Below are 16,346 nucleotides of genomic sequence, written 5' to 3'. Positions count from 1 at the left end.
GGAAACAGAGCCTATTCCAGAAGCATCCGAAGACCTAAGAGACGTTGACGGTATTAAGAAATACGTTGAACGATGGTTTGTAACGCAAATTAAGCGTGTATTCGGAATGATTAAAGATGAAGACATAGTTAAACTAGATGGTGAAGACTAATATGTCTAAGGTTGCTAAAAAATCCCAAGAATCAAAAACGAAAACAGATAAGCTGAGAGATGGCTTTAAATTATGGACATCGTTCTATAGAGCAAATCCACAGAGATTTGCAAAGGATTATCTCGGAATACACTTGTTCCTATATCAAAAGATTTTGTTGTGGGCTATGAACCACTATGGTTTCTTTATGTATTTGGCGGCGCGCGGACAAGGGAAGTCTTACCTAATCGCAGTGTACTGTGTAATTAGGGCTATACTTTTCCCAGGCTCTAATATCGTGCTTGCATCTGGTACAAAAGGTCAGGCGAGATTAATCATTACAGAGAAGATATTTGCTCTGAAAAACAACTCTAAAAACGTAGAACGAGAGATTAAAGAGTTTAAGACTAGTGCAAATGAATGTTACGTAGTCTTCTTTAATGGTTCTAAGATTACTGCGGTTACGAGCGGTGACTCGGCTCGCGGTTATCGCGCTAATATATTAATAGTTGACGAGTTTAGGTTGATATCAAAAGAAACAATCGATACTATCTTACGTCCATTCTTGAACGTAAACCGTACTCCACCTTACCTAGCAAATCCTAAATACCAACACTTAGAAGAAGAGAATAAGGAAATCTATATCTCTTCAGCGTGGTATAAGAATCATTGGATATATGAATCTTTTAATTCGTATTTAAAACAAATGATGGCAGGAAAAGATTACTTCGTTGCTGTACTGCCTTGGCAGTTATCTGTATTCCACAAGCTCCTATCTAGGAAGCGTGTAGAACAACAGAGAACAGAAGAAGACTTTGACCAGATGAGTTGGGACATGGAGTATGAGGCGCTTTTCGTTGGTGAAAATGAGAACGCTTACTACAAATTAGATGATATCCAGAAGTGTAGAACACTTCCTAAACCTTTCTATCCTCCTACAGACCGAGAGTATGTAGAGAATAAGGGTAGTAGAAAGAAACTTACGAACATGCCTAAGCAGGCAGGAGAAATCCGTATCGTAAGTATGGATATTGCCTTAATGGGTAGCAGTAAATCGGTTAAGAATGATACAACTGCTTTCACGTTAATGAGATTATTGCCACAAGGCGAAGAATTTAGGCGCGATGTTGTGTATTTAGAGAGTATGGCAGGACAACATGCCGAACTCCAAGCAATTAGATTGAAACAACTATTCTATGATTTCGAAGCTGACTTTGTTGGCATGGATACAAATGGTAACGGTATAGCAATCTATGATTCTTGCACAAAGATACTCTATGACAAAGATAGAGATGAAGAATATCCTGCTTGGACAGTAATTAATGATGAGGCAATGGATGAGCGAAAAATTGACCCTAACGCCATTCCAATCATCTACTCAATTAAAGGTAATTCTGAGTTAAACCATAAGGTTGCTACTGGATTACGAATCGCCTTTGAAAAGCGAAAAATCCGCTTACTTATCAATGATATTGAAGCGAAGGAAGAGTTAATTGAGCGTAAGGGTTATATGAAGAAAACAACAGAAGAACAGGTTCATATGCTTAGACCGTTTCTGCAGACAACTGCTTTAACGAATGAGCTTGTTAACCTTGTCTATGAAGTTAGAAGTGGTTACATCAAAATTAAAGAAGTCGGAACAACTACAAAGGATAGATACTCCTCTATTGGATATGGAAACTATGTAGCAACTCTATTAGAGAACGATATCTTAAAAACTGGTGGAAACGATGACTTACTTCAATATTGCTTATGGTAGGTGAAGAAGCGTTGAATAATCGTAATACTAACAACTATTACAAGCGAAGACGCAAGAATAATAATAGCGAGAAGTCAAATTCGATGCTAGAACATTCTAAGTTCGCATCAGCCTCAGCAAACTTTAAAGGCTCTAGTGGCGGTAATAATGGAGCAAGAGGTATGAGCGAATCTCGTCTCAAGACAATGCTTCAAGACCCTGCTAAGAGCGCTGTACAAGTTGCAGGGCTATCGTCTTCTATGAAACAGGTCAACGGTATGTATAAGCGAATCATCAAGTATATGAGTAGCTTACTAACGTTCGACCATGTTCTTTACCCAGTTCTTACGAATCCTATGAAGATTAAATCTAGCGATATTAAGAAAACGCAGGAATCTTTTATTCAAACAGCTATCTTTCTAGACAGGCTAAATCCTAAATACAATCTCCCAATATTTACAGAGAAACTGTTCACTACTGGTGTTACATATCAGTATAAATTGGAAGATTCAAAGGGTGTTGTTTATCAAGATATTCCTACAGCTTTCTGTCGTGTCGGATACGAAGAAGATGGTGTATATCGATTCCAATTTGACGTAACAAAGATTTCTGATGCTAACTTTGAGGTATTCCCAAAAGAGTTGCAGAACGCTTATACGTCTTATAAAAATGGTCAAACTGAAAAATTGATTGACGGACGATGGTATCAAGTATCGGACAAAGGTGTAGCATTCACAATCGATACTGATGTTTTAGCTAACGGAGGTATGGCTTTACCACCTATTGCAAATGCTCTTATCGATGCAATCAAAATTGAGAATGCGAAAGACAAAATGGAAGATACAGATAAACTTGATAACTCCAAAATTGTCCATTCTAAAATTGAAACTGATGACAAAGGAAGACCTTTAATGGAGCTTCCAGTAGTTCACGAATATCATAATGCTCTAAAAAAGAGTTTGCCAGAAGGTTCTGTAGCGATTACGAATCCTTTCGATACGAGAGGTATTACGCTTAATGGTACTGGTAAAGATGGTAAGTTCTCGTTGCTAGATAAAACATCTGAGCAACTTTATAAGGGTGCAGGTGTATCACCTCAGCTATTCGCTGATGACAATTCTAGTTCTCAAGCTTTAGAACGTTCTATTCAAGTAGATTGCCAATGGCTGTATAGCTTCCTACTTCCTATGTTCACCAATTATTACAATTATGAACTGAGAAAGGCAAGCAAAAAGACAGTGATTTGGAAAGTGAAATTCTTAAACATTTCACACTTTGATAGAGATGAAGCAATTAAGACTGCTAAAGACCAACTTTCGTTTGGTGGTTCTCGTATGGAGTATCTAGCTTATTGCGGAATGACTCCATTAGAATTCGCTACAATGCTAGTCTTTGAACAGCAAATCTTAACGATTGATGACCTTATGATTGCGAAACAAACTTCTCATACAATGAGCGGAAATGAAGCTCAAGAAAAAGAGAAGGGGAGACCGCAATCAGAAAAACCAACTGATACCACTGTTCGTATTAAAGATGCCGAATAGTGAAGGGTGGTGAAATGGTGAAATTAGTTAATACTAGTCTACCAATTAAATTTGAACAGATAAAAAATGTTCTAGATGACAGATTCATGACAGTGAAAATCTGGATTGCACATGTTGGTGAAAACAGAAACAACTCCATTTTCTCAAAGCAGGTTTTAGAATCTATGATTCCATCATTAGCCAATGTGCCTATCCTTGGATACTTAACTCCAACAGAAGATATTGGCACTGACTTTGCAGGTCACGAAGAGCGACTTGTAATTGAAAATGGAGAATTTAACATCAAGTATGTTGGTCATGCCTATGGTGTAATTCCAGAGGCAAACAATGCTAGATTCGAAACCAAGTATGGTGAAGATGGCATTGAAAGAGAATATCTCGTAGTTAACGGAATCCTTTGGAATAAGTTCAAGGAGATATCTGAGATTTTCGATAGAGACGGTGGTTTCAAGTCACAGTCTATGGAATTAGCCCCTTCAAGTATCAAGGGTTACCTTGACGATGAGGGCTTATTTGTGTTTACACAAGCTAAATTTGAAGGCGCTTGCATCTTAGGTGAAGGAGTTACTCCTGCTATGGTGTCAAGTACCGTTGAGAAATTCTCAGTTGCTAACAGTGTTAAATCTGAGATGAAAGAAATGCTTGCAGAGTTTAATAGTTACTTCTCTGCAGATAACAATTCCGAAGGTGGTGTAACTTTGACAAAACTGAATACTAACCCAGACTTCGCTAAGAAGGATGAGGAAGAGAAAAAGAAATTAGAGGCTGAGAAAGCAAAAGCTAAATCTCCAGAAGCTACTTCCGATGACGAAGAAGCGAAAGCTAAGGCAAAAGAGGAAGAAGAAAAAGAGAAGGCTAAGAAAAAGTTCGCTGATGATGACGAAGATGAAAAAGAGAAAGAGGCTAAAAAAGCTTCTAAATCTGGCGAGTCTGAGGACGAAGAAGAGGACGAAAAGAAAAAGTTTGCTTCTGATGATGAGGAAGATGAGGACGAGAAGAAGTCTAAAGCTGACAAGTCTAAAGAAGACGAGGAGAAGAAAAAGTTTGAAGCTGTAGAGGCTGAATTAGCTGATTTAAAAGCTAAGTATCAGACTTTAACAGATGAAGCTGATGAACTTCGTACTTTCAAAGCTAATGTTGAATTGGCTGAGAAGAAAGACAAGCTTGCTAGTTATGCGTCTGCTTTATCTAAGGATGAGTTTGAGGCGATTGAAGCAAACCTAGCTACTTTCTCTCTTGTAGAAATTGAGAAAGAAATTGGATTCATGCTTCTTAAGAAAGACAAATTCTCTGCTAATACGCAAGAGACTCGAAATCGTGTTCATGCAACTAATACAGATGCAAATCTACCGTATGGTTCGCTATCAACATATTTCACAAAATAATTTAGAAGATTAGAAAGGGTGCATATTAGTGTACGTTCGTTTAGACAAGATTAAATCAACTGCTCACTTAGAATCTATCATCGCTGATGTAGATTTAGTAAATGGTCAATTCGTTGCTCTTGGAGCATTAGAAGCTGACGGAGAGGCTCGAAAAGTTACTCCATCTGGAGATGTAACTAAGAAATTAGTATTCCACGCTTCTGTACCATTAACTTACTGGGAACGCCAAAATGAACTAGACTTCGTTCTTGAAAAAGGAAAAGTTGGTCGTGGGTTCGTTCTTGAAGAAGGGGATATTATCTCTATTGAAAAGAAAGGCGTTTCTGGCGCTCTAGCAAAAGGCGCTCTTGTAGTTCCTGATGCTAATGGATTTAAAGTTGGCACACCTGCAGGCTTACATGGTGAAATTATCGCTATCGATAACGACATGTATGCAGGAGAATTAGCTGTTATCCGCATTTCTACTAAGTGAATTACTAATGAACCTACTACTCCTGTAACTCCAGAAGAGAAAGAATAGTAGGTTTGGGGTAACTCCTGTAAAAACTAAAAAACTATATTTAACAACGGAAGGTGAATACGCTTTATGAAAGCAAAAATGACTGAATTACAGCGTTTAGCTTTAGATGTATATCAAGGCAAAAACGTTAAATTTAATGATGTAACAGGCGAAGATGCACTTCGCAATATTATTCTTGATGCAGTAGGTGGAGAATTTAACTTCTACAACTACCAAGAAAATAAATATAAATTATTCCGCGTTATCACAGAAGCAGTAGACGTAGTAACTGGAATCATTGTAACAAACCAATTTGATAGCTTAGCAGAAGTACGTAACATTGCTACTGGCGACAAACTAGTATTCACTGTTGAAGACAAATCTCTATTCCGTATCGCTCGTATTGCAGGCGGAAATAACGATTTACGTAGACAGAAATTACTAAGCGGTAACTTCACTGTAGATACTGACTGGTTCGGTACTAAAATCTACTCTGAGCTTGAGATGTTCATCGCAGGTTTAGTGGACTGGACTGCTATGGTTGACCGCATTGCTCAATCTTACGTTAACGACATGGGTACTCGTATCTATGAAGGTATCGCTAAGTCTTACACTACACTAAATGCTACTTTCGGTGTAACTGGAGCTTACGATGAAGACAAGTTATTCAGCATGATTCAACACGTTGAAACAAAGTCTCAGAAGAAAGCTGTTGTAATGGGAACTAAGAAAGCTCTACGTAAGATTTCTAAAGCGCTAGACCTTTCAGACGGTATGAAAGACAAGATGAACCAAGTTGGATACATCGGTACTTTCTCTGGGACTGATTTAATCTTACTTCCACAAGCTTACAAAGTTGGTACAGAGGAATTCGCTGTAGACGACAATATGTTATTAGTTGTTCCTCAAGGGGAAAAATTAATTAAGATTGTTGTTGAGGGTGAGTCTATTATGCTCGAAACTGCTGAAGCAGGAGCGCGCAACGACCAACAAATGGAACACCAATTAATGAAGAAATTTGGTCTTGGTGTAGTTCGTTCTGCAGTTTACGGAATGTATAAAATCCAATAGTTTTAAACAAAAGTATTGCAGATATTAAAAGTTTGTGATATTCTATTATAGAGGGGTTAAATTATGCAACCCCTCTATAATTAAACAAAAGTATTGCACAAAGAGAGGGAGAGTTGTGTTATGGAAAAACGTAATTATAGCAATAGTAAGCCGAAAGGGCGCTTTCAATCAAATGAAAGACAGAATCGTGAACGACTAGAAAAGAAACCAGTTCGAAGACGCGTAAATGTAGACCGAGACACTATGTGTATTGTCAAGAATAATTCATTTGGTCAATTCTTCTATGATAATTCTAGAATGACTGAACGAATTGACATGGAGAAACATGGTGATGAAACAGAAGTTTCAGTTAGCGACCTACGAGCAATGGTTAACTCTGGTAGAAAGAATTTGGAAGGTTTCTCAATCATTATTACAGAGGTTTTAGACCCAGAATATACGCTAGAAGATGTCCTTGGATACCTTGGATTGACTAAAATATACGATGAGTTATATGCGCTGTCCAATGGAGATGCCGACCCAGACGCTATCAAAAACTTCATTCAGAGAACAAGTGCGAAGAAATTTAAGGAAGTCATGGAATCTATGAGTCCTAAATTGCGCGCTAAAGTAATTGAAACATCTGTTAAACTATTCAAACTTGATGAGTTCGGAGATTACACGAAGATGAAAGTAATCGAAGGATATGTTAACGAAGACCTATTCGATGATGCAGAAGAATCTGAAATCGATGATGAAATTGAAATTTAATAGGGGGTGTTGCAGTGGCGACATCTTTTGATTCTATTTATAAAAAGTTTCTAGCTTCTATCGATGACTATGAATTTGGCTTGCTTGGGGATGACGAGCTAAGCGAAGTTCTCTTTGGTTTTCTTGATACAGCTAGAAGCTTGTATTTTCCTCAATGCAAAAAAGACTTAGAAAACATTTTTGAAGAAAATGGTATGGGTGAATTTGCGGAGGACTTAAGTTCTCAAGAGCAATTTATTTTAGCACTTGGCATGAAAAGAGCTTGGTTATCTACTAAGAAAAATAGTGCCGACTTAATGAGTAAAACAGTTGGTGACAGAGATTTTAAGGCTGTACAGGGTACTACATATTTAAAAGAACTATCTAAGCTTGATAAAGACATGGAAGATGAGGTTCATAGATACGCAGTTGAGTACACATATAAAAACTTCTCACTAGAGGGGTGGTAATATGTCTTATTCTACTTTTAGAAAGAGAATGAGCCTTAAGGGTAATACTGCATTTGAAAGAAGTTTGAATCAACAGAAGAGGGAATTTGAACTATATTTCAATAATACAATCAATAGAGAAATGGTTAAAATTGATGGAATTGAGCAACCTGCTGTTTTTCAAGATGTCAACCAGAACAACAACAAAGACCTATCGGATGATAAATATATCATCACTGAAAACGATAGTAATATGAAGGTTGGTTCTTATGTTGAGTGGCGAGATAAGACTTGGATGGTCTTTACAGAGGAATACAAGACAATTAACTCACACAAACAAGCGAAGATGAAATCTTCTAACCAAGTCATCAAATGGATGGTAGATGGTAAAGTTTGTGGCGATGGTAATGGCGTTCCTGCGTTCATTCAGAACCAGACGTTATATACATTAGGGGTTAGTACGAGTGGTTACTACTCTTGGATTGTAAACGGAAAGATGATGATGTACATGCAGAATAATAGGGAGACAATGGCTATTAAAATTGGTCAACGTATCTTTATTGGTGGCATGGTATTCCAAGTAATGTTCAAAGACAATGTCTCTCGTAAAGGTTTAATTAACTATCTTTTAGAGCAAGACTTCGTTAATCCAGAAAGAGATAATATTGAACTTGAAATTGCAGATTATTACGATGTTATTAATCCAGATAAGGATGTAGACGAAAAGCCTTCTAACGTAGCCAAAGAAGTTATTGTTAGTGGTGCAGACAATGCTAGAATAGGCGCTCTTGTACAATATGAGGCTAAGATTTTCCATGATGGAACAGAAGTCGATGAAGAGGTCGATTGGACGATTGCCGATATAGATTCATCTGCTGAAATAGTTGAGCGGACAGCGAATAGTATCAAGCTTAGGATTGTCAAAGACTTTAGAAAAGTTGGCTTAACTATTAACGTAGTTGCCACATCTAAGGACGGTACAGTTGGCTCTAAGACGGTTCGAATCGTTAGTCCATATTAGTAGAGAGGGTGAAAAAGTTGACAAAGTACGGAGTATCAACAGTTGAAAAACTTGGCGAGTATAAGATGGAAATCTTAAATCGCGTACTTGAATCTGATAAATTAACAAAGCTAATAAAATATAGTACTAGAGATGCTTTATTTAAACCTAGTTTAGAAGACCCAGACGAATTGATGCATACGAACATATTTCCTTATAGATTTGTCCCTGCTACCGTTGATGAACAGAAAACGTTTTTAACGTTGGGTGTTAACGGTTTTAGGCGACATCAAGAAGGGTTTAAAACCTTTGACGACTATCTAAGTGGTGAATTGTATTTCTATATGTTCACTCATCATGATTTAATGCGTACAGACACTGGTGTTAGACAAGATTTAATGCTTGGTGAAATCGTTAAGATGTTCGAGGGAACAAAAGGTCTAGGAATGGGCGAACTGAAAATGCGATATGTAAATGAACTATGGATGCATAATAATAAGTTTGGCGGTTATTCCATTGCATTTACTGTTACAGATTTTAAGTAGGTGACAGTATGGATAAGTTAAAGTTATTGATGGGAAGACCTATCTCTGTAAGTGAAGAGCATAATATATTTGTTCATCAACCGTTAATCCGAGATGTCGTTGATATTGGAGAAAGAGGTTTTAGTGAATATATTATGCCTTACACTTTGACTCTAGATGCTATATTTAGTGGTGTTGAGAATGAAGAAGAGTTAATAGAGAAGTTTACTGTATTTCAGTTATTCTTTGCTAAAACTGAAGATGGTGGATTTCTAGATGGTATTTTTGATGGGAAGAGCGCTTTGGGCGTACTTAAAGAAAGTCTTCAATTCTTCTTTAAGACTGACGATGTCCAAATATTAGAGAATAGAATGAAGATAGTTATTAACAATTCTTATCTAATTGATGAGGCTGAGTTTAATACAGTTCGAAATGCTATTCAAAGTGTTGTAGGGCGTAAAGACATTGAGGTTGAAAAGCCTCCTAAAAATATGACTCCTAGACAAAAAGATATTTGGGATAAGCTCCAAAAGGGTAGAAGAAGAAAAGCCGAAAGAGAAGCTATATATCTTCAAGATATTATAAACTTTACTGCTTTTGGCGGTTCGACATTTATACCGCTCACACAGATTGATATGATGACTTACTATCAATTGCAGAACGCTTATAAGAGTGTTGTAGGATTGGATTCGTTCAACATTAATATGAGCTACAAATTAAGTCAAAAGTTTGATATGAAAGATACTATCAAACACTGGACAGAAACATTGAAAATCGGAAAGTAAAAGACTATATGTCTTTTATCATATAATCACTTAAGCAAAAGATTTGCAGAAGTGTAAAAAATTATAAGAAAACAAGAGGTGTTGTTTCGTGGCTATTTACGGTATTAAAGATTGCGCTAATTTAAGTCTTTTTGAATTAGCAACAGGTAAACCTGCAGTATTCTCTGACTATGCTAACGTTGCTACTAACGAATGGCAGGCAGAGCGTGTATTCGCAAACGCAAAAGGAGTACGTTCTATCGCTTGGGACGCTGACCGTCAAGGTACGTTAAAAGTTGAAATGGAAGTATTCGAGCTACAATGGTTAGCTATGGTAGCAGGTTCAGAAATTGTTAAGGGTGAAGCAAACATTGCTAAGCGCGAAGTTGTTCGTGTTACTTCTAACAAGAAAGTTACATTAGCAGGCACTCCAGTAGCTGACTCTGTAACAGTTATCAAAGTTGGCGGAGATTTAATCGAGCATATCGATGAGCCTTTAAACAAGGTTTCTACATCTCCAACAGGAGGTCAGTTCACTATTACTGGTTCTGACATTACTTTCGCTACAGACGCAGTTGTAGGTGACACTTACGCTGTTTACTACCTAACGAAGAATGCTCAGACTAAAACTATCTCAATCTCTGCAGATAAGTTCCCTAAAGCTTACCGCATTGTTGCTGATGCTTTAATGCGTGAAAAAGAAACTGGAACTGATGAGTTCGTACAAATTGAGTATCCAAACGCTCGTCCACAATCTAACTTTACAATTACAATGTCTGCTACAGAGCCTACAAAGCTTGAAGTAACATTTGACTTGTTCCCAGATAAAGACAAGAATATGGCTACTTACAAAATCATCGGTGAATGAGAGGATGAGCCAGTCTCTCCTCCTGTAATTCCTAACCCTCCACCAGAGGAGGAGAAACCTTCAGAGTCAGAGGTAGAATCTGGCTCTGAAACTCCAAGCGGAGAAGAGAGTTCTGGCGGTGTAAAAACCGTATCTGAAAAAGAGTCAACTATTGTTGAAGGTAAATAGAATTTTGGGAAGGCATAACATTATGTCTTCCCAATTTTTTTTGTATTATATCAGCCTAATAAAATCTGAATTTTATTAAACAAAAGTATTGCAGGTATTTTGTTAGACTGCTATAATAAATATATGAATATATGGGACTTTCTGTCCACGCAAAATCGAAAAGGAGGAATGCTATAAGATGCCACGCTATATTCGTTACAAAGAAAATGATGAATGGAAGTACGCTTCAGTAAAAGACGTTGGAGACTTATCTGAACTTAAAACACTGGCAAAAACTGATGTAGTAACAGCAATTAATTCATTAATTGATGGTGGGATGGCAGACGTAGTAAATGAGCAAATCAAACAAGCCGAACTCATTAAAACCGCACAAGACCTAATCAATACTTTGAATAGTGAAGTCGAAGCCATATCAACAGTAGGGAATGAGTTAAAAGGAAAAGTTGCGGATATGGAGTCAGAGATTAACAGTAAGGTTAACGTTGAGGACTATGAAAAAGAATACAAAGACGTAACAAGTAAGCTAAGAGATAAGGCTGACTTAACAGAGTTTCAAAAAGTAGGGAAAGACGTTGATACTTTAACTGTATCTGTTGAAAATATTAATGGAGCGCTTGAACAAAAGGTAAATAGAACTACATATGAGCATGACTTAGGCTTAAATAAGTGGGTTGCTTCAAAGTATGAAGTTACAGGAACTGATTTTGATAATACAGCTCCATCTTTTGCTTTAATTAAAGGTCTCAGTGCAAAGGAAGTAAACGAATTTCCAGATGCTTCAAGTATGGTAGCCTTCACAGGCGATAATATTATCACCCATTATTTTACTAATGTAAATTTAAAAGATAGAAAAACTGTATATTTTAATGTCACTCATGAAGATAGTTTGACCATCTACATGAACGGAGCTAAGATATACGAAAATGGTCACATGAGTACTGTTGGAACTAAAGTTGCTCTTGGATTTAACGCAGGGTGGAATACGGTAGACATTCTCCATGGAAACCGTACAGGCGCGCCAGTTATGAATCTAGGCGTTAAATTATCTACACAGGTCGATAAGTTTACAGCGGTAATTGGCGTTGGAGACAAGAATGATGCTCGATTAAGGGAAGCTGAAACATCCCTCAAACAGACAGAAGAGAGCATTAAGATTATGGCTACAAAAAATGAAGTGACAGAGCTAGGTAATAAAGTGGAGTCACAATCAGCTTCTATGGAGGTATTGAGCAACGCTATTAAATCTAAGGTGGAAACGGAAAGGTTTAATGAGTACTCTGATAGATTAGAAACTACGGAATCTAGCGTTGAAATTATAGAGGGCAAGATAGTTAACTTGGTAGAGAAAAAAGACTTTGATGAGTTAAATGGTAAATACTCTACACAACAAACAAAAATAGAGCAAATGGATAAATCCATTGGACTAAAGGCATCCAATGAAAAGGTTGATAAGCTAAGCGGAAGAGTTGAAGTTGCAGAAGGCGCAATTGAGGTTGCGAACGATGAAATTTCACTTACCGTAACTGGATTAGATAATTTAGGGAAGAAAACAACAGCGATAGAGCAGGATACAGGGAAAATTAAGCAGTCCGTAACTGATTTAAGTAAGTCTGTTACAGCGCAAGGGATAGCTATTGAAGAGCATAGTACATCTATTACTTCATTAAACGAAAGTATTGCACTTAAAGCTGAAGCCGACAAAGTATACACAATAGAACAGGCAAATGGGAAAATTGCTGAATCTACAACTAAGCTAAAATCAGAAATTGAAGTTACTACTAAGGGGATTTCACAGACTGTTACTGATGTAAAAAAAGAGGTAGACGGCATGAAAACAACTGTTGAATCTCAAGGAACTCAAATTAAACAAACTGCTGAAGAGGTTGCTGTCAACGTTGTTAAAAAGGGGAATGTAAAAACTTCTATTAATGCTAGTGAGGAAGGCGTTAAAATCCTTGGCAAACATCTTGATATTACTGGTGCGGTGACATTCCAGAGTTTAGACCCTTCTATGCAAAGCAAAGTTAATGCAGGTGCTGATGCTAAGAATCAGATTGATGGAATGCAATTTGGTGCGAAAAACATCATTAGAAAGAAGCAAATAACTCCTATCAATGTAGCATCCTCATCATATGATGAAGCTACGAATACTTGGACTTTAACTGCAAATAGTGGAGCAGGTGGCTCATGGGGAGCAGGTGTAAGAATAACTGATAAAACATCTGTAGTCCCAATTGGAAGTTGGTTCACAATCAGCTTTGAAATTTATTCTCCTATTGATGCCAATTGGAATGCTGATGTAAATAACTTCCCTGTTACTGGCACATCTACCACGAATGATAATGATGATATTGCAATGAGAAAAACTTCTAGCAAGAGCCTAAAGGCTAATACATGGACGAAATGTTGGTTTTCTTGGAAGAACAAAGATAATTCAACTACTGACCTATATGACCAATCTAACATTGGATTAGTTAATAATAGTGGCGCGCCTGTTACGTTTAAAATCAGAAATGTAAAAGGAGAACTTGGCAACGTAGTCACAGACTTTACATTGGCTCAAGAGGACATTGATGAGATGATTAATAATATTTCATTTGGTGGCAGAAACATATTCCTAAATGCAGGGTTGCTACAAGGAGCTACTAATTGGTATTCAAATGTGGCTCAAACAGCAGTTGTAGATGATGGTGAAGACAAAGCTTTCAAGTTTACTCCAAATAGCGGTGCAGGTAGAGCAGGCATATATCAAAGATTGGGTGGCGGTGTTTCTGCTACCAGAGTATTTGAAAAAGACCAAGAATATACAGTTAGCGTAATGATGAAGGCAAGTACTGGAAGTCATAAACTTCATATTGGCGCTGAAAGTATTGATGTTAAAACGGTTGATGTCGACACCACTTGGAGAGAATATTCTCATACATTCAAGGGGACTGGAGCAGGGAATGGAACAGTTATCTTCTATACGACAGCAGTTGTGTCTGGGGTCGATTTCTTTATTAAGAGAATGCAACTTGAAAAAGGTAATAGAAAAACTGATTTCACTTTAGCTCCAGAAGACTATGATAAGCTACTGTCTGAAGTTAACAAGAAGGCTCAAGATAGTCAAAACGCCATTGACAATATGTCTATTGGTGGTAACAACTTGCTATTAAATTCCCATGCAGATTATTCAACTACTGAGTATCAGATAGCTACGTACACATTGACCGAGAATTGGGTCGCAGGTCAAGAATATACCTTTGTAATTAAAGGAACTGTTCCTGCAGGTCAAAAGTTTGGTATTTGGATGAATGGTGGCTCTAGTAACGTTGGTTATGCAACGACAAAATACTCTGAAGGCGTGACGTATGTAACATTCAAGGCTGTAACGCCTGCAGGCGGACATACTAAGTCATTAGGTCTTTATAACTATCCAAGCAATACTACTACATCTACGGTAGATTGGGTCGCTCTATACAAAGGTAATAAGCCAATGGATTGGACGATTTCATCTGGAGATATTCAAAATCTATTTACTGGCGTTGATGAGAAAGCTACAGCGAGCAAAAATGCAATTGCCGATATGTCAAACGACAATAAAGCGACTCCGATTGAAAAGCAACAATTAAAGAAAGAATGGGCGACAATCACTGCTGAGAAGCCAAACTATGAAGCCCTTGCTAATACGTATGGAGTCACTACTGAGAAAACCAACTATATTAATGCTTATAATGCCTTGAATACAGCAATATCGCCTATCATTTCTAACGCAAGTATTACTAGCGATATCAATGGGGCGACATTCAGAAATACTTTTGATGATTACTATGACAAGCAGTCGCAATTGATTAAAAAAATTAACGAACTAGCTAGAAGTATTGGTACTAGCGCAGAAAGCAAAGCTCAATCAGCTCAGAACTCTATTGCGGATATGTCTAGCGATAGCAAAATTACTCCTGTAGAAAAGGTTCAGCTTAAAAAGGAATGGGCTGTTATGGCATCTGAGAAACCTCAGTACGAAGTCCTAGCTACAACATATGGCATAGGGGCAGAGAAGACAAACTTTGTCAATGCTTACAACACTCTAAATACTGTACTTAATGGTACTGGCGGTATTTTAACGAATATGACAACAACCTCTGCTGTTACTGGAGCTACCTTCCGAGGTCAATTTGATGATTACTATGATAAGAAGTCACAGCTAGTTAAGGTAATCAATGAGAAAGCTAAATCATTAGCTGATAGCGCTCAAGGAACAGCTAATGGGGTAAACAATACTATTAAACCTTGGATATTCCCAAATAAGACAACCATTAATGGTGCTCAAATTGAGACTGGTAGTGTTAAAGCGGTTCAAATTGATGTTAACAATCTATTTGCTAACACTGCATTTATCAATAATCTTAAAACTTATAAGTTCTCAGCAGACCAAATCACTGGTGGTACGATTAAAGGTATTAGATATGAAAGTATTAATGCCTCAAACTCTTCTATTAAATTAGTATTAGAAGGCAATTCTCTCAAGTCATATGGCGCAATGGATACAACAGCGAAGAAACAAAACTATGCTGAGATGAAAGATGGCGGTATATCTGTATTTGAAATGGCTGAAAGTGGTTCACCGTTTGGGGATAGGAAAGCTTATGTTGAACCCGCTAGGTTTAACGCGCAACAAGGTTCTTCATATAGTGTTGCACTAGAACCAACTGAGCTACGTTTTTGGGTTCCGAACATGACAGGAACTATTTCCTATGATGTTACTGGTAATACTGCTACTGGCTACGGACTACGTTTAGAGGCTAATGGCGGTATTCTTGTTAAGAATAAAGTTGACATAAATCACCCTGCAATACAGTTTGAGAATCGAGAATCTATTTTCATTGATGGTTGGGGTAACTTCCAAGGCGGTAAATACTCTACTCAGTATGCTACATGGTCTATGAAAGATGCTGATGGTCGTATAAGAATGCTTATTCCTATGGGTAAAGGTACGCAAGCCGGAAATGAATATCACTCACATGCAGGTGGTCATAAGTTCTTCTATAACGGTTCTTTAGGACTTTCTACGTACGTTCAAGGTGGAGACAGTCCTATTATTCAATTTAATGGTAGAAGTATCCTTAAATATTGGGGTGGGGGTAATTACTTTGAATTTAAGAACCAATGGGATAGTGGCTTCGTTCCTGTTTATGCTTCAGCGTTTAATACGGCTTCTTCATTAATTTGGAAGACAGATATTGAAAGTTATGAAAAATCGGCGTTGGACGTAGTTATGGGAACTAATATAGTGACGTATAAATACAAATCAGATGTTGAAGAAAGCGACAATCCTCAGACGCATGTTGGTGTCATTGCTGAATATGCGCCTAAAGAAATTCAAAGTAAGGACGGGCGTGGTGTTGATAACTATGCAATGTCTTCACTGGCTTGGAAAGCAATTCAAGAATTATCTGAACAGGTTAGATACTTGAAAGAAAAATTAAACAATAGATAAG

The 16,346-nt window shown here is 37.4% G+C and carries 12 protein-coding genes; all 12 read left to right on the top strand.

What is annotated here, in order from left to right:
• The first annotated feature begins 152 nt into the window (after nucleotides 1-152).
• The 12 genes from MHH42_RS31705 (at nucleotide 153) to MHH42_RS31650 (ending at nucleotide 16,345) form a co-directional block, all read left to right on the top strand.
• Nucleotides 153-1,889 carry a terminase large subunit domain-containing protein gene (locus tag MHH42_RS31705; protein ID WP_340895683.1) on the top strand — a complete coding sequence of 579 codons (1,737 nt, stop codon included), beginning with the start codon at nucleotides 153-155 and terminating at the stop codon, nucleotides 1,887-1,889.
• 11 nt (nucleotides 1,890-1,900) lie between these two features.
• On the top strand, nucleotides 1,901-3,412 hold the full coding sequence (locus tag MHH42_RS31700; RefSeq protein WP_257143187.1) for a hypothetical protein: 1,512 nt from the start codon (nucleotides 1,901-1,903) through the stop codon (nucleotides 3,410-3,412).
• Between the two features lie 14 nt (nucleotides 3,413-3,426).
• Nucleotides 3,427-4,797, top strand: a complete 1,371-nt coding sequence (locus MHH42_RS31695) for a hypothetical protein (RefSeq protein ID WP_016084864.1) — start codon at nucleotides 3,427-3,429, stop codon at nucleotides 4,795-4,797.
• 28 nt (nucleotides 4,798-4,825) lie between these two features.
• Nucleotides 4,826-5,269, top strand: a complete 444-nt coding sequence (locus MHH42_RS31690) for a hypothetical protein (protein ID WP_340895680.1) — start codon at nucleotides 4,826-4,828, stop codon at nucleotides 5,267-5,269.
• A 114-nt stretch (nucleotides 5,270-5,383) separates the two neighbouring features.
• A complete protein-coding gene (locus MHH42_RS31685; RefSeq protein ID WP_340895679.1) occupies nucleotides 5,384-6,367 on the top strand; it encodes a hypothetical protein in 984 nt (327 codons plus the stop codon).
• A gap of 120 nt (nucleotides 6,368-6,487) precedes the next feature.
• Nucleotides 6,488-7,117 (top strand): hypothetical protein, encoded by a 630-nt coding sequence (locus tag MHH42_RS31680; protein WP_098126421.1) that lies wholly within the window; start codon nucleotides 6,488-6,490, stop codon nucleotides 7,115-7,117.
• 14 nt (nucleotides 7,118-7,131) lie between these two features.
• Nucleotides 7,132-7,566 carry a hypothetical protein gene (locus MHH42_RS31675; RefSeq protein WP_340895678.1) on the top strand — a complete coding sequence of 145 codons (435 nt, stop codon included), beginning with the start codon at nucleotides 7,132-7,134 and terminating at the stop codon, nucleotides 7,564-7,566.
• Between the two features lie 28 nt (nucleotides 7,567-7,594).
• Nucleotides 7,595-8,566, top strand: a complete 972-nt coding sequence (locus tag MHH42_RS31670) for a hypothetical protein (RefSeq protein ID WP_340895677.1) — start codon at nucleotides 7,595-7,597, stop codon at nucleotides 8,564-8,566.
• Between the two features lie 17 nt (nucleotides 8,567-8,583).
• Nucleotides 8,584-9,090 carry a hypothetical protein gene (locus MHH42_RS31665; protein WP_016084858.1) on the top strand — a complete coding sequence of 169 codons (507 nt, stop codon included), beginning with the start codon at nucleotides 8,584-8,586 and terminating at the stop codon, nucleotides 9,088-9,090.
• Between the two features lie 8 nt (nucleotides 9,091-9,098).
• Entirely contained in the window at nucleotides 9,099-9,854 is a 756-nt protein-coding gene (locus MHH42_RS31660) for an AMP-binding protein (protein WP_340895675.1), read from the top strand.
• 88 nt (nucleotides 9,855-9,942) lie between these two features.
• The gene (locus MHH42_RS31655; protein ID WP_016084856.1) at nucleotides 9,943-10,701 is read left to right on the top strand and encodes a hypothetical protein; all 759 of its coding nucleotides are present in this window, start codon (nucleotides 9,943-9,945) and stop codon (nucleotides 10,699-10,701) included.
• Nucleotides 10,702-11,047: 346 nt separating this feature from the next.
• Nucleotides 11,048-16,345: a tail fiber domain-containing protein gene (locus MHH42_RS31650; RefSeq protein WP_340895673.1), complete on the top strand. Its 5,298-nt coding sequence runs from the start codon at nucleotides 11,048-11,050 to the stop codon at nucleotides 16,343-16,345.
• The last annotated feature ends 1 nt before the right edge of the window (nucleotide 16,346 follow it).

The organism is Bacillus sp. FSL L8-0099 (assembly GCF_038006385.1).
Taxonomy (GTDB): Bacteria; Bacillota; Bacilli; order Bacillales; family Bacillaceae_G; genus Bacillus_A; species Bacillus_A toyonensis.
Note: the sequence above shows the minus strand (reverse complement) of the source record. Positions and strands in the feature narration are given on the sequence as shown.